Raw genomic sequence first — 23,351 nt, forward strand, 5'->3', positions numbered from 1 at the left:
AAATGCGTGCAAGCAAAGAGCCTATGGAGCATCGACTGGCTCGCACCGCTCCATGATGAACGCACCAAGCCAATCGTGTACGCTCGGACCCCTCTCCACTGGAGAGGGGCAGGGGTGAGGCCATTTGCCCTGAGGGCAGCGTGAGGTCGCTATGACCGAGCACGGAAGGTTCAGAACATCACCCGCACCTGCATCTTCACTTCGCTGCGCACGCTGCCATTGATCTCCTGCAAGCCGCTGCTGTACACGTCCTGGTTGTTGTAAAGCCAGGCACCGTAGCGCACCCATACGTCCACGCGCTTCATGGGGTTGGCACGCACCATGGCGTACCAGCGCATGCCGCGCCCGAAGTACGGTGGTATGGAGAACAATCCGATGATGTCGTTCTCATAAGCGTACACGCGTGAGTCGTAGTTGTCCGTGTCGAACAACGCGACGCGCAACGTGTACTCGAAGGTGCTGCGCAGCGGGCGGTGCACCAGGTCCTGGTATACCAACAGTCCGTGTTTCAAGGGGTCGTCGCCGCGCGTGAAGTTGATGGCCTCGGCACGCGTGCGCAGGCTGATGCTCTCACTGACCCTGTAGCTGGCGTTGAAGCGGTAGTTCTCCTGCACGGCGTTCACGATGAAGTCGATGCCCTCCACGTCCTCGCTGGTGTTGCGTGCGCGGTCCTGGTGGCGGTAGCGTGCGTAGAGCTCCACCTTCTTGCTCGGTTTCCAAGTGAGCTGCACCAGCGCGTCGTAGCCATCGCTGGGCGAGTTCACCAGGAAGCGCAGCCACGGGAACCGGAACCTGTCGAAGTACGCGTTCAGCACCCACTGGCGCGTGGGGCGCACTTCAATGCCGGCATAGAAACCTTCTTCGTTCCATGGATTCGTGCCTTCGGCAAAACCAGTGCTCACCAAACCGTGGAAGTCGCGCTGGTAGTTGCGGTACACCAAGGCCAGCGACACGGTGCGGTCCAGTGCGAGCAATGAACCGACGTTGAACGCCACCCCGCCACTGCTGCTGCGCGCCACCTCGCCGAAGACGCTCACGTTGCGCCACAACCAGTTGGCATCGATGCCCATGGTCGTGTTCTGCGAACCCTGGAACTCGAACTGGTTGTATGGCCGCGTGTTGCGCACCAGTTCGGTTCCGAAGGAGACAGTGGCGAGCGTTGCACCGATGCTCAAAGCCTTGTGGCGGAACTGCAGATGCCCGCCGATCGTGCGCGCGTCCAGTGCATCCTTCTTCTCCAATTCGTTGTTGGTGCGGTGGAAACCGTCTTCCTGGAACGAACTGAAAATGATGCCGACGTCCCCGGCAGAGTTGTCGCCACCGGCTATGCTGTCCACGTTCGCGTCGAGCTTGCGCTGGCTGTAAAAGGCAGTGATGTCGAACTTCTTGCCGACCCCGATGGTGGCGCCGATGCCGCGCAGGAAGAGGTTCTCGTTCACGCTGGCGTAGGGGAGGAGACCTCCGGCGTTGCGCTTCACGTTCATGGTGTAGGCGCTCTTGCTGCCGAACGCCAAGCCGCTCCAGTACGTGAGCCCCTGTCCGAACTGGGCTTGGTAGTCACCGAGCGCGAGGGCTTTCACCGGACCGATGTTGCGCACGAAGAGGTGGGCGCTGTAGAAGTCGAAGCCGTTCTGCTGCGAGCCTTGGAATAACTCCTCGCCTTCGTCCTTCTCCGCCGTGATACCGAAACTGATGTTCTGCCGGTAGCGGAAACGGTAGCGAGCGTAGAGCTTCACCGGGCTGCCGAGGTACACCCTGTTGTTGCGGCGGAGCGAATCCACTACTTGGGCATCACTGAAGTCGGGCAAGGCCTCACCGTCCGGGTCGCTGTACTCCTGGCCGATGAAGTTGTTGCGGTCCATGAAGCCCTTGCGTTCCTCCACGTTCAGCACGCTGCGCACGATCACTTCGTGCGAACCGTTCTTCATGATCTCCTTGAAGCTGGCCGTGGTGCGTTGTTCGTTGCCGCTCACGCGAACGAAGGGCAGCACGAGCTGGATGGTGCGCACGTCCCATCCGTCCACGGCCTGCAGTTCGTAGATGCTGAGCAGTCGTCCGTTGTCTTCCAAGTGCGCAAGCAGTGCCCCGATCTGCGCATCGTTGAGCAGTTGCAGGTTGCTGAGTTCCTGCGCATCGGTGCGGTTGAGGTCGATGGGGTCCTGGTAATAGCCCGCCAGGATGTCGAAGAGCACGGTGAGGTCCAGGTCGTTGTCCTCGCCTAGCTGCTCAGCCGCCGCCTCGATGCGTTGCTCGATGAGGTCGCGCGGGATCTTGTCTTCTCCTTGGGCAAGCACGTTCGTGGTGCCAAGGACGAAGAGGAAACAACTGATGATCGGAACAATTGCAGACACCCTGGCCCTCGCGTCATCGCGAGGCCCTTCACAGGGCCGAAGCGATCCAGCCAGGGGAAGCGCTGGATCGCTTCGTCGCAGAGCCTCCTCGCGATGACGGAAGCGCCCAAGTATCGCGATCGGAAACCGCATCACTCGAACCGATAGAGAAGACCGATCTGCGGTGTGGCGCCCAATTGGCTGCGGAACGCGACGGCCAGGTCAGCATCGAACTTCCCGAAGCGAACACCCAGCCCGAAGTGGCCTTGCACCGGCGCTGTACTCACACCGGTGCGCAGGAAGAGCACCTTGTTCGGGTGCCATTCCAAACCGGCACGCACGGATTCCGGCTTGTCGATGTCCTTCACCAGTTCGCAGTTGATCGTGAGCTTGTTGCTGGGCAGCCAGCCGAGGCCCGCCCGGATGATGGTGGGAATACGTTCGTCGTAGGACCCGCCCACCTTGGCGCGGTTCGGGTTGTACACGTGCGCACCGATCCACAGTTTCTCCACCAAGCGCGCCTGCACACCGATCTCGGCCGCCACCGCGCTCCGACTTCCGTAGCCCTCGCCCAGGCGGATGTTGAGGTAGTCGAGCTGAACGCCCGCGCGCAGACCGTCGCCGAAGTTCATCGCGTAGGCCAGACCCGCCTTCGTCTCGCTGTAGAGGTCGAAGCCGTACAGGTTGCCGCTGATGCCAATGGTGCCTTTGCCCAGCTTGATGGCCGCGGCCAGGCCTTGGTGGTTCAGCTCCTCACTGAGGAAGTGGCGTTGGAAGAACACGCCGACCGTGGTGTGCTCCAAACCGGCCAACCCGGCCTGGTTGTGGTGCGTGCTCCACACATCGGTGAGGGTGACGGCCGCGTTGCCCATGCCCGCTGGTCGCGCGCCGATGGGCAGCCCTTCGGCTTGCGCGAGGAGCAGGGTGGGGGCGGTGAGAAAAAGGAAAAGGAATGCTGTCCGCATCGCTCCGAAAGTAGGTTTCCAAAGCAATGGGCGAGCACGGGCCTGCGGACCTGTCCAACTACATTCGCCCAATGCGCGCTCTTCTCTTCGCGATCGTATCCGCTGTTCCTGGATTCCTCTTCGCCCAAGCCGGCATCTGGAATCCCGTGCCGCACAAGACCAGCGAAGGGCTCACCTTCCGCGATGATCTCGACTTCTACCTGAACCATTACAGCGAGAAGGAGATCAAGAAGATGCGCAAGCAGGTGCGCGTGTGGAAGATGAGCTGGGACAAGATGCTGCGCCAGGCGGTTGAGGATGTGCGCGCCTACAGCGAAGGCAACCTCAATGATGGCCGGGTCCATCCGTTCATGCTTGCCGATACCGACGGCAAGCAGCACACGCTCACGGCCGATAGCGGTCGCATCCGCGCGTTCATGTTCGTGAGCATCACCAACCCGCCCGGGCGCATGCAGCTGCCGCGCTGGGACAAATTGCGCATGCAGTACGACAGCACCGAGGTGGAGCTCTTCGTCATCTACGGCCGCGAGCTGCACCCTGGCGACAGCGACTACCGCGACTATCCCCGGCCGCAAACCGACGCCGAGAAGATGGCCTACGCCAAAGAGCTCGCAGCATCAACGCAGCTTCCGGTACTGGTGGACAGCATCGATGACAAGGTGTTGTTGCAGTACGGTCAGGTGCCCAACGCGTGCTACGTCATCGACAAACGCGGCCGCCTCGTCTTCCGCGGCACCTGGGCCGATAGCCGCAAGGTGGAGATGGTCATCGACCAGTTGTTGGAGTACTACGGGAAGAAGAGCTGAGCGCCGGGTTAGCTGTAAGTGTCAAGGTTCAAGTGTCAAGTATCAAGACACAAGATGGCGATCGAAGCGCTTGGCCAATGCGTGGCCTGGTCGCCGTTGAACCTTGACACTTGATACTTTGACACTTGGAACAAGGCGCCTAAACCTTCACCAATTTCCACTTGCCGCGCTGGAAGACAATGGCGCAAAGGATGGCAAGGATGCTCTCGCTGATGGCGATGGAAAGGAAAACACCGAGCGCGCCCATGCCCAGTGGCTTGGCAAGCGCATACGCCAAGGGGATCTCGATGATCCAGAAGCCGATGACGTTGAGCCAGGTGGGCGTCATGCTGTCGCCGGCGCCATTGAAGGCTTGTGCGAGCACCATGCCGTAACCGTAGAAGAAATATCCGGCACTGATCACGCGCAGAGCCAGGGTGGCCGTTGCACGACCTGCATCGCTGAGTTCGAAGAACGAGAGCACCGCTTCCGGAACGAACCAGAAGATGGCGCTCACCAGCACGAGATAGAACATGTTGTAGTGGCCGCACATCCACGTGCTGCGTTGCGCTCGTTCCGGATGGCCTGCGCCCAAGTTCTGACCCACCAATGGCGGCCGCATTGGCCATGCCCCACGCAGGCAGCAGTGCGAATATGATGATGCGGATGGCGACCGTATACCCGGCAACGGCCGCAGTGCCGCTCTCGGCTATGATGCGGTAGAGGAACATCCAGCTAAGGCTGGGGATGAGGAACTGCCCAGCACCGCCGACAGCGACCTGCAGGATGCTACGGATGAGGGACCATACGGGTCGCAGGTCGGGCATGCGCACGGCGAACGGGCCGTCGGCCTTGAACAGATGGTAGAGCTGGAACAGGACACCGCATGTTCTGCCGATGGTGGTGGCCACGGCCGCACCCGTAACGCCGAGCTCCGGAAAGGGACCGATGCCCATGATGAGCATCGGGTCCAGGATGATGTTGATGAGATTGGCCAAACCGAGCGACCATAGCGCCATGTTCGCACGGCCAACACCACGGAAACACGCGTTGATGGCAAAGAGGAGCATGATGATCAAGTTGCTGGCCATCATCAACCGACCGTATGCAGAGCCTTCCTCTACAACACCGGGTTCGGCCCCCATAAGGCGCAGCAGATCGGGTGCGAAGACCGTTCCCGGCACGGCGAGCAGCAAGCCGATGACGAAAGCGATGGTGACGCTTTGTGCTGCTGCGGTCCGTGCGCCTTCCTTGTCCTTTTCACCGGTGCGGCGGGCAACCAGCGCCGTGGCCCCCATTCCCAACCCCCACGCGAGCGAGTAGGTGATCACAAGCATGCTCTCGGTGATGCCCACCGTGCTGGTCGCGTTCTCGCCCACGCGGCTCACGAAGAAGATGTCCACGATGGCGAAGAGCGCTTCCATGCCCATCTCTAGGATCATGGGCACGCTCAGCAGCACGATGGCCCGGCGCAATCCCATGGTCGTGTAGTCGCGCTCGGCGTCCTTCAACGATTCCCGTATGACATTCCAAAGGCGGCGCATGGCTCTTCCTGACTTGTCCTGGTGCGAAAGGGCGGCGAAGGTACCCGGCCAACGGTGCCCTGTTGATGATCGCGCCGGTCACGCCGCCCAAGCGCCGCGCGATGCCCGGAGTTTTGCACTATGCACATGTTCCGTTCATCCGCCTTGTCCGCAGCCCTTGTGCTCACGGGCCAGGTCTCCATCGGGCAGAACGCCTTCCAGCGCACCCTGAACAACGACACCATGCCCAACCTGCTGCCCGACGGCGGGTTCGAGCAGCATGAGCGCCTCTACTGCGCCTGGACACAGGAAGCGGAGAAGTTCAGCAAGAACATGACGTGGTGGGACAGCCCCACGGAAACCACGCCCGACCTCTTCGACACGGGCAACGAGAAAACCTGTTGGAGCCATCCGGGCAAACGCACCGAAGGCAAGGCCCAACCGCACAGCGGCACCAGCATGGTGGGCATCAAAGTGTGGGGAAGGGGGAACACGCCCACCTTCTGGCACGAATACGTGCAGACCGAGCTGCCACAGCCGCTGGGGGCTGGCAAGCGCTACATCGCCGAGTTCTGGGTGATGCGCGCCAGCTTCTGCAACGAGGCCAGCAACAACATCGGGCTGCTGGTGACGAACACGCCCGTGAAGACACGTGATTGCCTCCCGCTGTACATCACGCCCACCATCAATGAACGTGAGGTGGTGAAGCGCACGAGCTGGAAAAAGGTGAGCGGTGTGTTCGAGGCGAAGGGCGATGAGCAGTACATCATCATCGGCAATTTCTACAGCGATGGCCGCACAGGTCACGAGCGGCAACCCGAAGGAGAACGTGGTGCCTACTATTTCATCGACGATGTGAACATCCGCATCGCTCCGGCCGGCATGGCGCTCAGCGAGAAGCCCGATGAGAGCATACCGCCGCCGCCCAAGCAGAAAGTGCCGGACCACACCAGCACGGCCGAAGTGGACATCCATCAAGTTGAACCGGAGGTCGGCCGCATCATCCGGCTGGAGAACATCTTCTTCGACTTCGACAAGAGCGAACTGAAGCCCGAGAGCGAGGCCGAGCTGGACCGTGTGATCGAACTGCTCACGGACTACCCGCACATGCGCATCGAGATAAGCGCCCACACCGATGCCGAGGGCAGCGACGACTACAACCTGAAGCTCTCGCAGGCCCGCGCGCAGAGCGCGGTCAACTACCTTATCAAGAAAAAGGTGGATGCCGCGAGACTTGTCGCCAAAGGCTATGGTGAGAGCAAGCCCATTGCGCCAAACACGGACGATCCCGGGCGCGCGAAGAACCGGAGAGTGGAGTTCGAAGTGTTGGAAAGGTGAGCCTCAGGCAAGAGGAACCGCAGTGCGGCCCATGGTGATCAGCGCGTCCAACGCATCGGAACTGCGTTGCCAGTCGAACTGTTCACGTACAAAGTGCGAACCGTTCATCGCCACGCGGTCGCGCTCCTCCGGGTGGTCGAGCAGACGTAGGATGTGGCGCGCATGTTCTTCCGGCTCGGTACCGATGAGGATGGATTCGTTGGGGGCCGCACCCACGGCGTTGTTGGCCAAGGGGCTGGTGATGCACGGTATGCCCATGGCCATGGCTTCGAGCAGCTTGTTCTGCAAGCCCGTTCCGATCTGCATCGGTGCCACGAAGATCCGGGCATCGGCGTAGGACGCGCGGATGTCCTTCACCCAACCGGTGACGGTAATGAGCGGATCGCGCTGCGCCAGTTCGCGCACGCGCGGGCTCGGGTCCACGCCGCTGATCAGCAGGTTCGTGCCCGGACGTTCTTTGCGCACCAACGGCAGCACTTTGTTGGCCAGGAAGAGCACGCTGTCGATGTTCGGCGGGTAGTTCATGTTGCCGGTGAACAGCAGGTCGTAGTGCGCCCCTTGGGCAATGTGCTTGAAATGGTCGGTGTCAACGCCGTTGGGTATCACGGCCATGCTTGTGCGCGCCGGATGATAGATGTAGTCCCTGTCCTGTGCGCTGATGATAACGCGGTGGTCGAACAGGTCGAACATCAGGTTCTCGTAAGCGATCAGACGCCGTGTTTCAGCGCGCAACAACGGTTTGAACCAGAACGAGGAGGTCTCGGTGCGGCGCTCCATGCCCTTGCTCAGCGTGTCCATGTAATCGATCGTCTTGGGCAGGTCCCAGCGTTCGCGCACGTATTCCGTGGTGCGCACCAGCTGGCAGAAGATGTGATCGGGCCTGAAGCGCTCGATGGCGGCATCCACCTGGCGTTGTGCGTGGCGCTGGTGGAAGTAGCTCACCTGGAACGGCAGACGCGAGAAGACCGCGTTGGCGAGCTTCAATACGATGCGCCAGCGGGGGAGGTGCACCACTTCGATGTGCTGGCAGAAGCCGCGCAAGTGCTCCACCGCGTCGGGCGCAACGGCCTGGTCGCTGAGGCAGCACAGGAAGATGTCGTGCTTCTGGGCCAGGCGTTTCACCAAGTGGTAGGCGCGCAGCTTGTCGCCCTTCTCCAACGGATAGGGCACACGGCTCAGCAGCACGAACAACTTCATCCTTTGCCGATGCTCTTGAAGAAGGCGGACAGGTCGCGCACGATGCGGCCATCGCTGTAGCGTTCCTCCACCAGTTTGCGCGCCTTGCGGCCGATCCGCTGTGTGCGCTCCGGGTCTTCCAACGCCTCCACCATGGCCTCGGCGAATTCGGTTGCCGTCCGCGCCAGCACGATGTTCTCGCCGTCGGTGTGGTCGATGCCTTCCGCTCCGATGGGCGTGCTGATCACGCACTTCGCCATGGCCATGCCCTCAATGATCTTCACGCGCATGCCGCCGGCACTGAAGAGCGGCACCACCATCACATGGCGGGCGCCCATCCACGAGTTGCTGTTGCGCACGCGGCCACTGATGGTAACGCCCTCGATCGCAGCATCCATCAGGTCCTTGGGCATCTTGTTGCCTGCCAGGTGCAGACGGGCCTTCGGTTGTTTCTTGATGACTTTCGGCCATACGTGCTCCAGCAGCCAGCGGATGCCCTCCTCGTTCGGCAGCCAATCCATGCTGCCCAAGTGGAAGAAGATGGGCGTGCCGCCGGGGGCTTCAACTTCATACTCGGCCGGATCCACGCCGAACGGGATGGTGGCGATGGGCGTGCCCTTGCAGTGCGACGCGAACTTCGCGGCATCGCTCGGGCTGATGGCCGCCACGCCGTCCACTTGGTCCAGCACGGCCATCTCGTACTTCTTCAGTTGGCGAGCAAGCAACTGGCGGTAGGGCTTCTTCAGGATGTTCTTCTCGCCGGTGGCGATGCGCTCCTGGATGACATGCTCCAGGTTGTGGCTGCGCAGCACGATGGGCGACTTCGTGTAGCGGCGTATCGTGGCGATGTACGGTGTGGCGAACAAGCTCTCGAGCAGGATGAGGTCGAAGCGCTGCTCGCTCAGCAACCGGATCAGGCGGATGTCCATGTCCGCACTGAAGAACCGGCTGATGTTGTAGTTGTCCATCGTGATGAGGTCCGTGAACGCATCCACCACGTTCATGCTCGTGTCCACGAACACGCCTTCAATGGCCGTCTGTTTCACGTAGGCCTTGGGCAGTTCATCCACCTCCAACGGATGCTTGGGCGTGCTGATGCACAGCACCTTCACCTGGTGGCCCGCAGCGAGCAGGCCGCGGGTGAGGTTGTGCATGGCCTTGCTGCCGCCATCGATGGGCGGGAAGGGCGGCTTATGGCACAACTGGAGGATGCGCATCGGGCACAGTGCGTTTCCGGCGGAACCGGTCCCAAGCGCGATGATAGGCATCGGCGTCCAGCAGCGGACTGTCGGTTGCGGCCTTCCACGTGATGAACAGCCCGATGGGCAGCACCACCAGCGTGCTGATCCACATGCCCGGCCACGGTTCCAGATCGAGGTTCTTCACCATCTGCTCGGTGCTGTAGCTGATGATGTGGAAGACAAGGAAGAAGACCACCGCGATCACCACCGGTAGCCCCAAACCTCCCTTGCGCACGATGGCACCCAGCGGTGCACCGATGAAGAAGAAGATGACGCAGGCACAACTGAGCATCAGCTTCCGGTGCCACTCGATGCCGTAACGCGCCAGTTGCTCTTTCGCCTGCTCGCGTTCCCTGATCGAGCGCTCCAGGAACTCAACTTGTCCGCGTGCAAGGTTCATGGCTTGGTCCATCAACGTTTGTTGGCCTTCGCGGCCGATCCTGCCGAGGAAGGCTTTGCGGTCGGTGTACACGCCTTCACCGTTCGCACGGGCACTGTCGCGCACGGCCCATGACGCGCTGCGCAGGAACCGCTCCTGCGAGAGCACGCGCCGCGCGTTCACTAGGTGCAGGCTATCAATGGCGAACTCCAACTGGCCGATGGTGAGCATCTTGTACTGGTCCTTGTACAGGTCCTCGTCCACGCGTTTGAAGTCGAGGGCGCTGAGGTCAAGCCGCAGCTCATCGTGCTGGAAGGTGCCGCGTAGCAACGGGTATTTGCCGCTGGCCTTACGACCCCGTTGGCGTGTGTCGCCGAGGGTCGAACGTTCGTCGTACACCACACCACTGTCCAGCTTCAGCACCAGGTAACGGCCATCGGCGCTGCGCTCCATGCGGCCGTCGGCGGCGCGTATCACCGTGCGGTTGCCCTGGAACTGTTCGCGGTGGTCGTGGATGAGGATGTCCTTCAACGAGCCGTCCTCATGCTTCTCGCGCACGCGGATGCTCACGCCGGTGATGCCGTTGTAGAACACGCCGGGCTGCAGGTTCAGTGCGGGTTTCTTCTGTGTCACGTCCCACAGCAGGCTGTAGAACTTCAGGTTGGCCACGGGGATCACGTTGTTGCTGAACCAGAACGATAGACCGGCCATGAGCACCGAGGCCACAACCAACGGGCGCAGGATGCGGAACAGGCCCAGTCCTGCGCTGCGCATAGGCACCAACTCGCTGTTCTCTCCCAAGGCGCCCATGGTCATGATGCTGCTGAGCAGGATGGCCAGCGGCATGGCCAGCGGAACGAAACTGGCGGCGGCGTAAAGCAGCAGTTCTGCGAGGACGGTCCACTCCAGGCCCTTGCCCATGAGGTCGTCCACGTACTTCCACAGGAACTGCATGCACAGAATGAAGAGCACCAGAATAAAGGTGATCAGCAGCGGTCCCCAAAAGGACCTGAGCATCATCAGGTGCAGCCGCTTCATTCCGCTACGAAGGGCGCAAAGATCCGGCCAACCTCGCTATGCACCCAACACCCGCGTGAGATTCGCGATCTGGCTGTGCCAAAGGGCCTTCGCGTTCTCCAGTTCGTTCGGCCAAGCGTGGTCGGTAACGATCAGCGCCAGCTCGTTGGTGATTGGGTCGATCTTGATGCGGAACTCGTAGAACGCCTCGGGGTCTTCTTCGCTCAACCGCTGCCAGCGCGTCACCTCGTTCTGGCGTTGGCCGATCAGACGGGCCTTCTCTTCCTCACCGCCCCACTTGAAGGTGTATTCGTCGCCGCGCACGTCCACGTCATCGCAGTACCACTCGCTGAAGCCGCTTGGCGAAAGGAGCATGTCGTAAAGCGCACTTGGCGTGCTGTGCACGAGGAATTCGATGGAGAAGCGCTCCTTCAGCGGCTTCTTCTTGATGACCACCGTGGGTTTCGGCGCGGGCGGCGCTGGCTTGGGTGCGGGCGGTGCGTTGCCCTTGGTGGGGATCACCACGGGCTTGTTCGGCGCAGCAGGAACAGGGGGCGCGGCGGGTTTGGCAGGCGCGGCAGCACTCTTCGCGGGTTTGGCCGGTGCTTTCGGCGCGACCTTCACCGGCTTGGGCGCTGGCTTAGGTGCGGGCCCGCCTGCCGGACGGGCAGGCTTGCGGACGGGAGTTGCCCGCTTCGGGGCAGGTTTCGAAGCGGCTTTCTTCCCGCTTCCACCGGACGCTGACGTCTTCACCACCGACTTGGTGACCTTACGTGGCGCGGGCTTCGACTTTTTTGCGGCCTTTTTGACCACCCGCTTGGCGGCGGGCTTCTTGGCCTTGGCAGCCTTACCAGGCTTGGGGCGCGCCGCTTTGGTGGCCTTTCCCGGTGCGCTCTTCTTGGCCTTCGCGGCTGCTTTCTTCGCCATGTCCGTGGGGTTGGGGTGGTGGCGGACAAGGTAGAAAAACAAGGTTCGGTGCAACGGTGGCGCACACCGTTCGCCGATCGGGTGCCCGTCTATATTTGCCCGCCTTTTCGGGGACCCCTCCCCACACAAGGCGCGGTAGCTCAGCTGGTTAGAGCGCAGGATTCATAATCCTGAGGTCGGGAGTTCAAGTCTCCCCCGCGCTACGAAGGCCACCCCAACGGTGGCCTTTTTCGTTTCTCCCGGCTCACTGGATAGAGCGTCCCGATGCATCGGGAAGGTCGGGAGTTCAAGTCTCCCCCGCGCTACGAAGGCTACCTCAACGGTGGCCTTTTTCGTTTCTCCCGGCTCACTGGATAGAGCGTCCCGATGCATCGGGAAGGTCGGGAGTTCAAGTCTCCCCCGCGCTACGAAGGCCACCTCAACGGTGGCCTTTTTCGTTGGGAGGAGCCGAAGGGGGCGTGCTTTTGATCAGTAAACAAGCCACAGTACTGTCTTTGGAGTGTTTTGGGCATTGGTCGGTAGCTCAATGCACAAGCACTTTCAAAGCATCTGTAGCCTTGGGCCCGTAGCGCAAGAGGTAGAGGCCCGGCGGCAAGCCGCCGCGCTCGATGAGGATGGGGCCGCCTTGCCACTGCGGCACATCGGTGCGCACTAAGCGACCCAAGGCATCGTGCCAGACCAATTCCATCGAGCGCGACAAGTCGCTGGGGAGGTGCAGGAGGGCGGTGGTGGTGAGGGGGTTGGGGTGCAAGCGGGCTTCTGCCGGAACAATACCGACCTCTTCCACCCCAACAGCCCACCCACATGTATCCACGTAGTCGCCGCCGATCCATTTGGCAATGCGGTTGATGCTATCGGGCCCTGCCGAGGTGAAGGAGCCGCCCACGTAAAGCGTGTCGTGCCATTGGCCGATGCAACTGATGTCCGGGTAGAAATAGTCCTCCGGTATGAGGCCGCACCAGCGGTAACCGTCCCACTTGGCAATGCGACCGGTGTGTATACCACCGATCCTGTCAAAGCGGCCCACCACGTGCAGGGTGTCATTGATCCACTCCATACCGTAGATGGAAGGGTTGTACGCGCCCGCCGTGCCGCCAAGGAGATCGTCCCACTGGCTGCCATCCCAGGTAACAATGCCATTGCCGGGGTTATCCGGGTGGCCGCTGCCGTTGAAGTTGTTGAACGAACCAGCGATGTACAGCTTGCCATCGTGCACCTCCATCACGTTCACCGTGGACAATGCCCCCCTGAACCCGTTGCCCATGGGCACCCACGCGTTGCCATCGTAATAGGCGATGTCGTTGAAGCCGTTGCCTCCACCGAAGTTGCCACCAATGAACACTTGTCCGTTGTAGATGGCTACATCGTTGATGGCGTTGACACCAGCCCCGGTGTACAAGGGCGGTAGGTCATGGACTTCATGGAATTGAGTTCCATCCCAACGAGCCAGACTTTCCGCCTGTACCGTGTCGGCATAGTTGAACCAGCCCGCTACGTAGAGCCCATCCGGATACGCCCGCAAGTGGTAGACCGGGCCATCCACGCCGCCGAGCAGAGGCTGCCAATTGGTCCCGTCCCACCGCGCGATTCTTTGGGTGGTCGAGTTTCCGCTGTGAGTAAAAGTACCCCCAGCGTAGAGTTCACCGTTCCAGATAGCCATCGTCAACACAGGGCCACCACTCGCAATTGCAGAAGAACAGTTCCAAGGGCCAGCCGTTAAACCACAACCCATCGCTGAGAAGGCTGTTCCATCCCACTGGAGCACACCTGGCGAGAAAAGCGTTCCTTCTTCATTCCCCCCAAAGCTACCACCGAGGTAGAGGTTAATTGGATCTGCTGCGTCTACCACCAAGCATCTGGTCGCAACAGCAGCTGTGCCTACTCCGTTCGCGATCGGCGTAAAGAGCGATTGAGCGCTGCTACCTAGCAAGACCAGCAATCCGACAATGCTCAGAAAGGAGCGTCTCATTGTTGTTTGACAAAACGCACCGAACCAAGGTAAAGTGCCTTGGCATCAAAAACAGTTGCACTGTAGGAACCTTGCGCAAGAGACGCTACGCTCAGCGAACCGTGGGCATCCAGTTTCTCGCTGCGCACAACTTTTCCCAACGCATCATAGACCACCAAATCGTGGCCCTGGAGCACTTCTCCATTATGCAAGAACGTCACCCGGTCGTTACTGGTTGTGGGGAAGCAGACCAAGCCGCTTACAGTCGCTACAGGTTCGTCATCCACCCCAATGCTCAGGCCAGTGAGGTTCATGCGTGCCACGAAGCCATGGTAGATGTCGCCACCGTGCGCATAGGGCAATTGATCCTCGCACCACGATAGCGTTGCGCCGGGGCATGCGCGGTCCAGATCGGTGCCTCCGGTTGTGCCTACCCAATAGAGCGCTTCATTGTCCAGCAACACCAGGTCGTGGCCCCAGTCGCAGCCTTCAAAGCGGTACACTAGGTCGGAGTTGTTGTCGTTCGGTCCCCCGATATGGTCGTAGCGGCTGCCGTACACGCTGGCCCAGATCAAGTGCCTGTCGGCATCGAATCCCAGCAAGGTCACATCGGTTTGGTCGTTACCGGTGTTGGTGTCGAAATCCTTGTTGAAGAAGCCCCATGCGTATTCGGTAGGGAAGTCGTGCGGGTTGTTGGCCAGTCCTTGTTCCATGATGCCGAGCCCGTAAACCGTGCCGTTGCCGGTCATCTCCAGATCACCGAAGCGATTGATGGGGAAGGGGTGGTTTTGCCATGCCATGTATTCATCGAGTTCCATGAAGGTTGCCGCATCGTTGGCTTCATTCCCGTAGGTGGTGCTCCATTCCATGGTGCTTGAAGGGATGTGGATGTCAGCGTAGTACTGGTCCCACAGTTCCACCTCATCGTCAATGAATTCGCCGTTGGCCGGGTCGCAGATGTTCAGTTCACCCGCACTTGGCAGGCAATCCAACGTCACCAAGGGCTCTTCAGTGGTGTATCCCATCACGGTGGCTTGGTCCAGCGGATCGTTCACGGCCACGGCATGCAAGGCGCGCAAGCCATGGATGGTACTTCCTCTGCGGATCACCCCGTCGGGATTGAAGGCGATGTAGAATCCCGTGCTGTCACCCAGCACACCTTGAATGAAGTAGGTGCCCGTGGGGCCTGTGGGAATTGGTCCGGTGGTGCCGCCGACGAAGATGACATGCTGGTTCGCCAGGTTCCCGATGGCATCGTTGTCGAACGCGGCATCGTAGATGAGGTCGTTGCCAGCGCCGCCCCAGAGCGTGCTCCATTTCAAGTTGAAATTCTCGTCCAGCTTCATGATAAACCCATCCGTGCCACCACCGTTCGTCGTTTGCTGATAATCCCCCAGATCGCACATGGGGAATCCGGTCAGCACGCTGTTGCAATCGTTGTAGTCGCCATCGCTACTGGTAGTGGCACCGGCTAAGTAGATGTTGTTGGCAGCATCTTCGGTCACGGCAGTTACCATCTCATCTTCATCACCGCCGAAGTAGGTGCTGCGCAGCAAAGCTCCGTCGTCAGGGTTCACCTTTATGATCAAGCCATCAGTTGCGCCCTTCAATGTGCTCTGCCAGTAGGTGCCGTCCGCTGGGTCAACAGGTGGAAACATGATGATATCTTCACTGCCAGTCCAACCCGCAACATAAATCTCATTGTTGCTCGAGCGATGGATAACCGTCGGCTTTTCGTTGCCCGTTCCACCGAAGTACGTCATCCACCAAACGCGAGCATCGTTGTCCGGGTCGCCGGGTGCGTACTCGAAACGGCCGAAGACAAAATCATGGGAACCAGCGTGCGGTGTTGAGCCAGTATTCGCCGGGAAGGCATCGTCGGTGGTGTTGCCCGCCACCAAAAGGTCGCCGTCATCAGCGGAGGTGGCCGCACTGATGAACTCGTTCCCGCCACCACCGAGCGTGGTGCCCATACCCAATCCAACAGTGGTGCTCCAATCGAGATCGGCGACCGGACCAGCACCGGGCGGTGGTGGCATGCCGATCAGGAAGACCAAGGGCAACTGTGGATCATACGAATCCCAGACGAAGAAGAGCTTATCCCCATCAACATCCTCCTCCCATCCCGGCGCCCAGCCCAACGGATATACCGTGCTGCCATCGTACTGGTAGGCCACGGCCTTCTGGAACTCCAGGTAAGCTCCATTGATATAGGCCGTAACCTTTTCGGTAACGCTGTCTATCTCCAAGCTGTCCTGGCCTTGGAATCGCAGCACAATGGCATCCGGGTCGCCGCCGGGCAGTATCTCGTAGGCAAGCTTCGGTCCGCTGCTCCCACTGTACAGGTAGCAGTTGATGTATTCGTAGATGCCCTCGTACTTCACCATGCTGTAGCTGGTCACATTGGTGGCCCCGTCGGGTGCCGTATGCGGGTAGTAGTAGTTGGCCACACCGGGGCGCTCGTCCTCGAATACCGGGTCGATCTCCAGTGAGGCTTCTTCACCTGCCGGTATGATGTCCACCCGGTGCAGCGTGTCCTGCGTTCCAATGGTGAAGCTTAATCGGCTGCCGAACCCCGGCCAAACAATGATGGGGCTGCCTTCGCCCTTGGCCGCTACATCGGGTCGTGGGTCGCCGTTCGTGTCCACGATCCAGTTGTCGTTCAGCCGCCAACCGATCGCGGGGTTGTAGGGGTCGTTGTAGAGGTCGACGTACTGGGCACTAACTGTTGCACTGATCAGGGATGCCATGAGGAAAAGAACGTGACGCATGGGTGTGGTATTTAGGCATGACGAAGTGAACCAACCTTCAGGGCCTCCGCAATACCCAGTTCAGGGTATTTTGACGAACGGTTGGTGCTACTTTGCCCAGCGAAATGCACTATCGATCGTTCGCCTTTCTGTTGCTGCTCTCTGCCTGCACCACCCCCTTCACATCCAACGACCGCACCGCCATCGCCTCCGTCATGTCCGCCCAGGAGAAGGCTTGGGATGCAGCCGATATCGAAGGCTTTATGGACGGCTATTGGGATGAGGTCTGCTTCTTGGGCAAGACCAGTCAGAACTGCGGCCGCGATCCGGTGACCGCCCGCTACAAGCGCAGCTACCCCGATGCCGCCGCAATGGGCAACCTCACCTTCGGCACCATTGAAGTGCTGCCCGCAGGCGAGGACCACGCCTGGTGCACCGGCACATGGCGCCTGGAACGCACGGCCGATACGCTCAGCGGCCGCTTCAGCCTGCTGTGGCAGCGGCGCGGGGAGGAGTGGCGCATCCTGCGCGATCATTCGGATTGACGCGCTCCGTGCGCAACTTGCGGCGCTCCCCCTCGGGCGGGGCCACCACGCATGATCACCTACATCATCATCGGCATCACTGTAATTGTGTCCATGCGCGCTATGCAGGACCGGCCCATGATGGAAAAGCTCCTGTTCGAGCCGTTCCAAGTGGAGCACCGCAAGGAGTGGTACCGCTTCATCAGCCATGCTTTCGTGCACGCCAACGGGCCGCACCTCTTCGTGAACATGTTCGTGCTGTGGATGTTCGGCCGGAAGGTGGAGCATCAGTTGTCCGCTTTCACCGGCATGGAACTCACTGTCTTCCTGCTGTTGTACTTGGGCGCCGCCATCGTGGCCGCCGTGCCGGGTTTCCTGCGCCACCGCAACAACCCCGAGTACCGGGCGGTGGGGGCCAGCGGTGCCGTGGCCGCGGTGCTCTTCGCCAGCATCGTCATCGACCCGTTGGACGAGCTTTATCTCTTCGCCATTCTGCCGTTGCCCGGCTGGTTGATGGGCATCGGCTACCTGGTGTACGAGTACGTCCAGGACAAGAAGGCCCATGGCCGCATCGCGCACGACGCGCATTTCACCGGGGCGTTGTTCGGTGTGCTCTTCATGGCCGCCGTCGAGCCGCGCCTGCTCACCACCTTGGTGCAACGCATCGTAGGCGCATGAGCAAGGGCGCCGTTCTCCTTGACCGCGATGGCGTGGTGAACCGCGAGCGCGGCGAGCATACCTGGCGACTGGAGGACTTCGAGATCCTGCCCGATGTGGTGGAGGCCCTGCGGCGTTTGCATGCCCGTGGAATACCGGTGGCCATCATTACCAACCAGAGCGGCATCGGCCTGGGTCTTTACGGCGAAGCCGAGGTGGAAAAGCTGCACGGCTATCTTCACGACCGCCTCGCCGAAGCCGGGGCGCCCACGCCGTTGATCCTGCATTGCCCGCACCACCCGACGAACGGCAAGTGCCTGTGCCGCAAGCCGGGCCATTTGCTCGTGCAGCGAGCCATGGCCTTGTTGGGGGCCGATCCCTCGGCCACCCTGTTCATCGGTGACCGCGACCGCGATGTGCAGGCCGCTGAGGCCGCCGGTGCCAAGGGACTTTTGGTGGAAGCGAACACCGCGCTGTTGCCCGTGCTCCAGCGCGCCGAACTACTTGCTGTATGAGGCCTTGGGCGATCGTGAACGGGGAGCTGGTGGAGGGCGACAAGCCCGCCGTGCTGATGGACAACCGTGCGTTCCACTACGGCGATGGCGTGTTCGAGAGCATCCGTGTGATCAATGGCAAGCCGTGCTTCCTCGATGCGCATTGGACCCGCAGCCAGGAGGGCTTGAAGGCGCTGCACATCGATGCGCCCAAGCACTTGGACCAACGATCGCTGGCCGAACGCATTGAACTGCTGGTGCAGCGCACCGGCATCCTCAGTGGCCGCTGCCGATTGACGCTCTTCCGCGAGGGCACGGGGTATTTCCGCCCGGAACAGAACAAGTGCGGCTACACGATCGAACTGCATCCGCTCACGCATGAGAACTACCGACTGAACCATGAGGGCCTCACGGTGGACATATGGCCGGAAATGCGTAAGCCGGTGAACATGCTCAGCGTGCACAAGACGCTCAACTGCCAGTACTACATCATGGCAGGCCTGTGGAGCCGCGAGCGCAACTTGGATGAGTGCCTCTTGCAGAACGACCGCGGCAACATCATCGAGAGCAGCAGCGGCAACCTCTTCATCGTGAGCAACGGTGTGCTGTACACGCCTTCGCTGAGCGACGGCTGCTTGGGCGGTGTGATGCGCATGCAGGTCATAAACCTGGCGCTGAGCACGGGCATGAAGGTGTACGAGTGCTCGCTGAACCCGCAGAACCTGCTCGCGGCCGACGAGCTCTTCTTCACCAACGCCGTGCGCGGCATCCAATGGGCCGGGGCCTACCGCACGAAGCGGTATGCGCACCGCACTGCGCTCCACTTGGTGGACCTTCTGAACAAGTCGCTGGGCGCCGCTAGTTGAGCGTCGGGTCCTCGGGGAATCCCGCGAGCGCGGCGTATTCACCACCCATTGAACGCAGCGTTTCCGCCCATAGGTCATCGCGCTTGGTGCCCATGATGCGCGGCTTGGTGCTTTCGCCCACCAGCCAGGAGCGCTGCTGCATCTCGTTGCTCAGTTGGTCCTTGCCCCAGCCGCTGTAGCCCACGAAGAAGCGCACGTGTTTGGCCAGGCGCGGGTCGGCCGTGAGGATCCCTTGCAGCTGCTCGAAGTCGCCGCCCACCGAAACACCGGCCACCACTTCCTGACTTCCCTCGAGCCGCGCACCGAACGTGTGCAGGTAGTAGAGGTTGCCGCTTTGCACCGGACCACCGATGGCCACACGTGTCTTGATGGGCGGGAAGCCCTCCACCAGATCGCTGATCTGCAGGTCGATGTACCGGTTGAGCACGAAGCCGAAGGATCCTTCGCTGTCGTGGTCGCACAGGAGCACCACGGTGCGGCGGAAGTAAGGGTCCGGCAGATAAGGCCCGCTCACGAGCAGCCGTCCGCGCTTGGGGTCAAGCTGGTTCAACGGGTCCAGTTCGAGCGGATCCTTGGCCATGGTCCGGGACAAGTTATGCGAAGCGGAAAGGTGCCCCGAAAGGGATAACGGTCATGTGACGGTCCGGTTGCGCGGATACCTTCGGCCGAAAGCGATCCCGGATGGACCCCGTGAATGGCATGCAGGTGGACCTGCGGAACAACTACGGTAAGGATGCACTGAGCGAGAAGGAGGCGGGCGACGACCCCATCGCGCTTTTCGGCCGATGGCTGCAACAAGCAAAGTCGCAGAACGTGCCCGAGTACAACGCGATGGCATTGGCCACCTCGGGGGCGGATCATTTGTCGTGCAGGATGGTGCTGCTGCGGTCGTTCGATGCCGAGGGCTTCGTGTTCTTCTCCAACTACAACAGCCGCAAAGCCTCGGACCTGGAGTCCGATACGCGGGCTGCACTCACCTTCTTCTGGCCTCAGCTCGAACGGCAGGTACGGATCGAAGGCCGGGGTGAACGCGTGGAAGCCGCCATGAGCGATGCGTATTGGGAACAACGCCCGCGCGAGAGCAGGATCAGTGCCTGGGCCAGTGATCAGAGCATGCCGGTCGCTTCGAGGGAACGATTGATGGAACGCTATGCCCGCTGGGAAGAACGCTTCACGGATGCTGATGTTCCGCGTCCGTTCCATTGGGGCGGCACCCGTGTGCGGCCGTTGCGCATCGAGTTCTGGCAGGGTGGTGCCGATCGCATGCACGATCGTATCGTCTTCGAGCGCCGCACCCACGATGGTTGGGACCGGTCGCGGCTGCAGCCATAGAGCCTGTTCAGGATCTCCGCATTCGCCTCCGCAATGGTCTTTGGCGACCATACTTCGTTGCGGAAACCGTCACGTAGCACCGGCTATGCTCCGGTTCCGCGCCTCGTCTGGCCGCCAAATCCTCATCGCTCGCCTCAAAAGGGGAGATCCTGAACAGGCTCTAAGGTGCCAAAAGCGGAAGGCCCCGATGTGGGGCCTTCGCTCTGTAGCAGCAACTGCTCACTTCTTCTTCTTGGCTGCCGCCTTCTTCTTCGGTGCGGCTTTCTTGGCGGCCTTCTTTACCACCTTCTTCGCGCCGGCCTTCTTGGCGTTGGCCACGCGTGCGCGCTTGCTCGGGCGGCTCTTGCCGCGGCTGCCGATGGTGCGCTTTCCTTTCTTCGTCTTCTTATCTCCTTTGCCCATTGTAAGGGTGTTTAGGGGTTTGAACAAAAGTACCCGTGCATCGGGCGGATCACGTTCGATCGCACCTCTCCCTTTCCACCGTGCACTGTTCATGGTGTGGCACGGATCGCTCACGCTGCTCCGCTCTCACGCTTATTGGAACGTTCGCGCAACCGCTCTTCGATGAGCGACGCATGATGCCGCGTCTTGCGCGCCCATTCGATCTTCAACTTCAGCAGGTCGGCAGTGCTGAGTTGCCACGGCACGTTGCTCGCGCGCAACCGTTCCGTTACGTTGAACAGCACGATGGCCGCACTGACGCTGATGTTGTAGCTCTCCGTGAAGCCGTGCATGGGGATGCGCACGCGGGTGTCCGCCGCAGCCAGGAGCTGGTCGCTGAGGCCTTGCAGTTCGGTGCCGAAACAGAACGCGATCGGTGTGCTGATGTCGAGGTCCTTCAGATCCACACTGTTGCCGTGCGGTGAGGTGGCGGCGATGCGGTAGCCCTGTTCGCGCAGCCGCTTCACGCAATCCATGGTGTTGTTGGTGCCCTCGCGCCAGCGTTGCAGGTCCACCCACTTGCTGCTGCCCAGGGTCACGTCAGGGTTCAAGGTGTACTTGTTGCGGTTCTCGATGATGTGCAGGTCCTGCACACCGAGCAGATCGCAGGTGCGCACCACGGCGCTGGCATTGTGGCTCTGGTAGATGTCCTCCAGCACCACCGTGACATGTCGCGTACGCATGGGCGCGATGCGATCGAACAGTGCGCGCTTGTTGTCAGTGATGAACGCGCCGAGCTGCGCGTAGAGTTCTTCGTCGGTCATCGGTGGCCGAAGGTGTGCAAAAAGAAAGGCCCCTCTTGCGAGGAGCCTCTCCAGTGTCCGCAGGACGGGCAGCTTACTTCAGCTTCTTGCTGAGTTCAGCACCGGCCTTGAACTTCACCACCTTCTTGGCAGCGATCTTGATCTCCTTGCCCGTTTGCGGGTTGCGGCCTTTGCGGGCCTTGCGCTGCGTCACCGAGAAAGTGCCGAAGCCTACGAGAGCCACGCGGTCACCTTTCTTCAGGGCCTTGTGGGTGTTGTTCACGAAGGCGTCGAGGGCGCGCTTCGCATCAGCCTTCGAGATCTTCGCCTCGGCGGCCACGCTTTCGATCAGTTCTGCTTTGTTCATCTGACTTGGGTTTTGGGCGGACCGGTGGTTTGTTGCGGTCCGGGGTCAAATGTAGCCGGAGAGCCGCGCCCGTCAAGGGTTTCCGGGGCTCCCGCCGGAGAATGTTGAAAAAACAGGGGGTTTGTTGATAACTCCTCCTGTAATCCGCTGCCAGTGCGGGTTCCAGGAACGGCCTCGCCAGGCTTTTCAGGGTTGCGTCCAAAGGGTGCCCGCATCCACCGGCACGCGGTCCGAACCATCGAAGAAGGGGGCTTGCACGCTGATGACACGCAGCGGCCCATCGCCGGAAACCTTTACTGCATGCGGTGTTCCGCGTGGTATGGCGATGAACGAACCAGGCGCGATGGCGAAGATGCTGTCGCCCAAGAGCATGGTTCCGCTGCCCTCCAGCACATGCACATGCTCCGTGTGGTGTGCGTGCAAGTGGGGCCTCACACCACCTTGGATGCACAGCAGGAAGGAGGTGGAAAGACTGTCGTTGCTCAACGTCCTGCTGCGCACGGAACCCTCGCCGGGCGGGCATTCCAGAGCACTGGATGAGAGAACGGCCTGCGCGCGCATGGCTGTGGAAGTCATGACGAACGTCAGTGCCGTGAGGAATGTTCCGGTGTTCATCGCAAGGTGATGGATTGATCGACAGCGATGCCGCGCGCGAGATCGGCAGCGGACATCCGGCGCTTGCCTTCCAACTGCACTTCGATCAATCGCAACCAGCCATCACCACAAGCCACCAGCATTCCTTCGCGATCCAATTGCACGGTTCCAGGTACAACGGAGGATGATGGTCCGGACGACGCGAGGGATGTGCGCAGCACCTTGAAGTGCATCTTGCGGTCACCTTGGTGCCATTCCGTCCACGCGCCCGGATAGGGGCTCAGTCCGCGGATGTGGTCGTGCACACGGGTAGTATGGTGTCGCCAATCAATTCGGCAGTTCTCCGGTGCAAGCTTGGGTGCGGACCTGAGCACGACATTGGCATCGGCCTGTTGTGGTTGGCGTTGGATCGTTCCGTCCAGCACGTGTTGAACGGTCCGTGCAAGCAGTTGGCCACCCATCGCGGCCAGACGGTCGTGCAGTTCACCTGCGGTCTCGTTCGGGCCGATGGACAACGTCTCGCGCATCAGCACATCGCCGGTATCGATCTCGTGACGGATGAAGAAGGTGGTGGCGCCCGTGGTCGTTTCGCCATTGATGACCACCCAGTTGATCGGCGCGGCGCCACGGTATTGCGGCAGCAAGGATGCGTGCAGGTTGATGGTGCCCAAGCGTGGCATGTTCCAAACCGCTTCCGGCAACATGCGGAATGCCACCACCACGAACAGGTCGGCACCGAGCCCGGCCAGCTGCCGGTGGAAGTCAGGGTCGCGCAGCTTGACCGGCTGGAACAGCGGAAGACCAAGTTCCAGCGCCCGTGCCTTCACCGCGCTTCCTTGCAATTGACGTCCCCGGCCCGCCGGTTTGTCCGGGGCGGTGACAACGCCAACGACATCGACGTTGGCCTTTACCAACGCATCCAACGAACGCACCGCGAATTCGGGCGTTCCCATG

21 protein-coding genes, 1 tRNA gene and 1 pseudogene are annotated in these 23,351 nt (G+C 61.0%); 8 read left to right on the top strand and 15 right to left on the bottom strand.

Annotated features, from left to right (window positions below):
- Positions 1–170: 170 nt before the first annotated feature.
- Together IPJ76_14525 and IPJ76_14530 are read right to left on the bottom strand one after the other, a co-directional pair.
- Entirely contained in the window at positions 171–2,351 is a 2,181-nt protein-coding gene (locus IPJ76_14525; protein ID QQR85806.1) for a hypothetical protein, read from the bottom strand.
- Between the two features lie 131 nt (positions 2,352–2,482).
- Positions 2,483–3,295, bottom strand: a complete 813-nt coding sequence (locus tag IPJ76_14530) for a hypothetical protein (GenBank protein QQR85807.1) — start codon at positions 3,293–3,295, stop codon at positions 2,483–2,485.
- Positions 3,296–3,366: 71 nt separating this feature from the next.
- On the opposite strand from IPJ76_14530, the gene IPJ76_14535 reads away from it, so the two are divergent.
- Positions 3,367–4,101, top strand: a complete 735-nt coding sequence (locus IPJ76_14535; GenBank protein ID QQR85808.1) for a hypothetical protein — start codon at positions 3,367–3,369, stop codon at positions 4,099–4,101.
- 139 nt (positions 4,102–4,240) lie between these two features.
- Here IPJ76_14535 and IPJ76_14540 read toward each other — a convergent pair.
- Positions 4,241–5,624 (bottom strand): annotated as a pseudogene (locus tag IPJ76_14540) (MATE family efflux transporter).
- A gap of 126 nt (positions 5,625–5,750) precedes the next feature.
- Here IPJ76_14540 and IPJ76_14545 point away from each other — a divergent pair.
- Complete coding sequence (locus IPJ76_14545; protein ID QQR85809.1) at positions 5,751–6,941, top strand: OmpA family protein; 1,191 nt, start codon at positions 5,751–5,753, stop codon at positions 6,939–6,941.
- Positions 6,942–6,944: 3 nt separating this feature from the next.
- Here the strand turns inward: IPJ76_14545 and IPJ76_14550 are convergent, their stop codons facing one another.
- The 4 genes from IPJ76_14550 to IPJ76_14565 are packed head-to-tail and all read right to left on the bottom strand — an operon-like array spanning position 6,945 to position 11,681.
- Entirely contained in the window at positions 6,945–8,138 is a 1,194-nt protein-coding gene (locus IPJ76_14550; protein ID QQR85810.1) for a glycosyltransferase, read from the bottom strand.
- Positions 8,135–9,334 carry a glycosyltransferase gene (locus IPJ76_14555; protein QQR85811.1) on the bottom strand — a complete coding sequence of 400 codons (1,200 nt, stop codon included), beginning with the start codon at positions 9,332–9,334 and terminating at the stop codon, positions 8,135–8,137. Before IPJ76_14555 ends, IPJ76_14550 begins: the two co-directional genes overlap by 4 nt.
- Positions 9,309–10,775 (bottom strand): LptF/LptG family permease, encoded by a 1,467-nt coding sequence (locus tag IPJ76_14560; protein QQR85812.1) that lies wholly within the window; start codon positions 10,773–10,775, stop codon positions 9,309–9,311. Before IPJ76_14560 ends, IPJ76_14555 begins: the two co-directional genes overlap by 26 nt.
- 36 nt (positions 10,776–10,811) lie before the next feature.
- A complete protein-coding gene (locus IPJ76_14565; GenBank protein QQR85813.1) occupies positions 10,812–11,681 on the bottom strand; it encodes a hypothetical protein in 870 nt (289 codons plus the stop codon).
- A gap of 129 nt (positions 11,682–11,810) precedes the next feature.
- On the opposite strand from IPJ76_14565, the gene IPJ76_14570 reads away from it, so the two are divergent.
- Positions 11,811–11,884, top strand: a tRNA-Met gene (locus tag IPJ76_14570).
- A 320-nt stretch (positions 11,885–12,204) separates the two neighbouring features.
- Here IPJ76_14570 and IPJ76_14575 read toward each other — a convergent pair.
- Both IPJ76_14575 and IPJ76_14580 read right to left on the bottom strand, forming a co-directional pair.
- Positions 12,205–13,341 carry a hypothetical protein gene (locus tag IPJ76_14575; protein ID QQR85814.1) on the bottom strand — a complete coding sequence of 379 codons (1,137 nt, stop codon included), beginning with the start codon at positions 13,339–13,341 and terminating at the stop codon, positions 12,205–12,207.
- A gap of 305 nt (positions 13,342–13,646) precedes the next feature.
- Complete coding sequence (locus IPJ76_14580; protein ID QQR85815.1) at positions 13,647–16,379, bottom strand: T9SS type A sorting domain-containing protein; 2,733 nt, start codon at positions 16,377–16,379, stop codon at positions 13,647–13,649.
- 125 nt (positions 16,380–16,504) lie between these two features.
- Between IPJ76_14580 and IPJ76_14585 the strand changes: the two genes are divergently transcribed.
- Genes IPJ76_14585 through IPJ76_14600 form a run of 4 tightly spaced genes read left to right on the top strand, consistent with a single transcriptional unit; the run spans position 16,505 to position 18,920 of the window.
- Positions 16,505–16,924: a nuclear transport factor 2 family protein gene (locus tag IPJ76_14585; protein ID QQR85816.1), complete on the top strand. Its 420-nt coding sequence runs from the start codon at positions 16,505–16,507 to the stop codon at positions 16,922–16,924.
- Between the two features lie 51 nt (positions 16,925–16,975).
- Positions 16,976–17,581 (top strand): rhomboid family intramembrane serine protease, encoded by a 606-nt coding sequence (locus IPJ76_14590; GenBank protein QQR85817.1) that lies wholly within the window; start codon positions 16,976–16,978, stop codon positions 17,579–17,581.
- Positions 17,578–18,075, top strand: coding sequence for an HAD family hydrolase (locus IPJ76_14595; GenBank protein QQR85818.1), 498 nt, complete (start codon positions 17,578–17,580; stop codon positions 18,073–18,075). The genes IPJ76_14590 and IPJ76_14595 overlap by 4 nt, the downstream gene beginning before the upstream one ends.
- Positions 18,072–18,920, top strand: a complete 849-nt coding sequence (locus IPJ76_14600; GenBank protein QQR85819.1) for an aminotransferase class IV — start codon at positions 18,072–18,074, stop codon at positions 18,918–18,920. Before IPJ76_14595 ends, IPJ76_14600 begins: the two co-directional genes overlap by 4 nt.
- Here IPJ76_14600 and IPJ76_14605 read toward each other — a convergent pair.
- Positions 18,913–19,500 carry a YqgE/AlgH family protein gene (locus tag IPJ76_14605; GenBank protein QQR85820.1) on the bottom strand — a complete coding sequence of 196 codons (588 nt, stop codon included), beginning with the start codon at positions 19,498–19,500 and terminating at the stop codon, positions 18,913–18,915. The two genes, IPJ76_14600 and IPJ76_14605, sit on opposite strands and share 8 nt — an antisense overlap.
- Before the next feature lie 119 nt (positions 19,501–19,619).
- Between IPJ76_14605 and pdxH the strand changes: the two genes are divergently transcribed.
- Complete coding sequence (gene pdxH, locus IPJ76_14610; GenBank protein QQR88475.1) at positions 19,620–20,252, top strand: pyridoxamine 5'-phosphate oxidase; 633 nt, start codon at positions 19,620–19,622, stop codon at positions 20,250–20,252.
- Positions 20,253–20,471: 219 nt separating this feature from the next.
- Here the strand turns inward: pdxH and IPJ76_14615 are convergent, their stop codons facing one another.
- The 5 genes from IPJ76_14615 to IPJ76_14635 all read right to left on the bottom strand — a co-directional run bounded on the left by IPJ76_14615 (position 20,472) and on the right by IPJ76_14635 (position 23,350).
- On the bottom strand, positions 20,472–20,654 hold the full coding sequence (locus IPJ76_14615) for a 30S ribosomal protein THX (GenBank protein QQR85821.1): 183 nt from the start codon (positions 20,652–20,654) through the stop codon (positions 20,472–20,474).
- 110 nt (positions 20,655–20,764) lie between these two features.
- The gene (locus tag IPJ76_14620) at positions 20,765–21,457 is read right to left on the bottom strand and encodes an RNA methyltransferase (GenBank protein ID QQR85822.1); all 693 of its coding nucleotides are present in this window, start codon (positions 21,455–21,457) and stop codon (positions 20,765–20,767) included.
- Between the two features lie 73 nt (positions 21,458–21,530).
- On the bottom strand, positions 21,531–21,803 hold the full coding sequence (locus IPJ76_14625) for an HU family DNA-binding protein (GenBank protein QQR85823.1): 273 nt from the start codon (positions 21,801–21,803) through the stop codon (positions 21,531–21,533).
- A 186-nt stretch (positions 21,804–21,989) separates the two neighbouring features.
- Positions 21,990–22,418, bottom strand: a complete 429-nt coding sequence (locus IPJ76_14630; protein QQR85824.1) for a cupin domain-containing protein — start codon at positions 22,416–22,418, stop codon at positions 21,990–21,992.
- Positions 22,415–23,350: a methionyl-tRNA formyltransferase gene (locus tag IPJ76_14635; protein ID QQR88476.1), complete on the bottom strand. Its 936-nt coding sequence runs from the start codon at positions 23,348–23,350 to the stop codon at positions 22,415–22,417. Before IPJ76_14635 ends, IPJ76_14630 begins: the two co-directional genes overlap by 4 nt.
- Position 23,351 lies beyond the last annotated feature (1 nt).

It is taken from the genome of Flavobacteriales bacterium (genome assembly GCA_016699575.1).
In the GTDB taxonomy this organism is placed as follows: domain Bacteria; phylum Bacteroidota; class Bacteroidia; order Flavobacteriales_F; family PHOS-HE28; genus PHOS-HE28.

Coding starts and splice junctions, on each gene's coding strand:
- IPJ76_14530 (QQR85807.1), bottom strand. CDS start 3,295: ATGCGGACAGCATTCCTTTTCCTTTTTCTCACCGCCCCCACCCTGCTC.
- IPJ76_14535 (QQR85808.1), top strand. CDS start 3,367: ATGCGCGCTCTTCTCTTCGCGATCGTATCCGCTGTTCCTGGATTCCTC.
- IPJ76_14545 (QQR85809.1), top strand. CDS start 5,751: ATGTTCCGTTCATCCGCCTTGTCCGCAGCCCTTGTGCTCACGGGCCAG.
- IPJ76_14550 (QQR85810.1), bottom strand. CDS start 8,138: ATGAAGTTGTTCGTGCTGCTGAGCCGTGTGCCCTATCCGTTGGAGAAG.
- IPJ76_14555 (QQR85811.1), bottom strand. CDS start 9,334: ATGCGCATCCTCCAGTTGTGCCATAAGCCGCCCTTCCCGCCCATCGAT.
- IPJ76_14560 (QQR85812.1), bottom strand. CDS start 10,775: ATGAAGCGGCTGCACCTGATGATGCTCAGGTCCTTTTGGGGACCGCTG.
- IPJ76_14565 (QQR85813.1), bottom strand. CDS start 11,681: ATGGCGAAGAAAGCAGCCGCGAAGGCCAAGAAGAGCGCACCGGGAAAG.
- IPJ76_14575 (QQR85814.1), bottom strand. CDS start 13,341: ATGGCTATCTGGAACGGTGAACTCTACGCTGGGGGTACTTTTACTCAC.
- IPJ76_14580 (QQR85815.1), bottom strand. CDS start 16,379: ATGGCATCCCTGATCAGTGCAACAGTTAGTGCCCAGTACGTCGACCTC.
- IPJ76_14585 (QQR85816.1), top strand. CDS start 16,505: ATGCACTATCGATCGTTCGCCTTTCTGTTGCTGCTCTCTGCCTGCACC.
- IPJ76_14590 (QQR85817.1), top strand. CDS start 16,976: ATGATCACCTACATCATCATCGGCATCACTGTAATTGTGTCCATGCGC.
- IPJ76_14595 (QQR85818.1), top strand. CDS start 17,578: ATGAGCAAGGGCGCCGTTCTCCTTGACCGCGATGGCGTGGTGAACCGC.
- IPJ76_14600 (QQR85819.1), top strand. CDS start 18,072: ATGAGGCCTTGGGCGATCGTGAACGGGGAGCTGGTGGAGGGCGACAAG.
- IPJ76_14605 (QQR85820.1), bottom strand. CDS start 19,500: ATGGCCAAGGATCCGCTCGAACTGGACCCGTTGAACCAGCTTGACCCC.
- pdxH (QQR88475.1), top strand. CDS start 19,620: ATGCAGGTGGACCTGCGGAACAACTACGGTAAGGATGCACTGAGCGAG.
- IPJ76_14615 (QQR85821.1), bottom strand. CDS start 20,654: ATGGGCAAAGGAGATAAGAAGACGAAGAAAGGAAAGCGCACCATCGGC.
- IPJ76_14620 (QQR85822.1), bottom strand. CDS start 21,457: ATGACCGACGAAGAACTCTACGCGCAGCTCGGCGCGTTCATCACTGAC.
- IPJ76_14625 (QQR85823.1), bottom strand. CDS start 21,803: ATGAACAAAGCAGAACTGATCGAAAGCGTGGCCGCCGAGGCGAAGATC.
- IPJ76_14630 (QQR85824.1), bottom strand. CDS start 22,418: ATGAACACCGGAACATTCCTCACGGCACTGACGTTCGTCATGACTTCC.
- IPJ76_14635 (QQR88476.1), bottom strand. CDS start 23,350: ATGGGAACGCCCGAATTCGCGGTGCGTTCGTTGGATGCGTTGGTAAAG.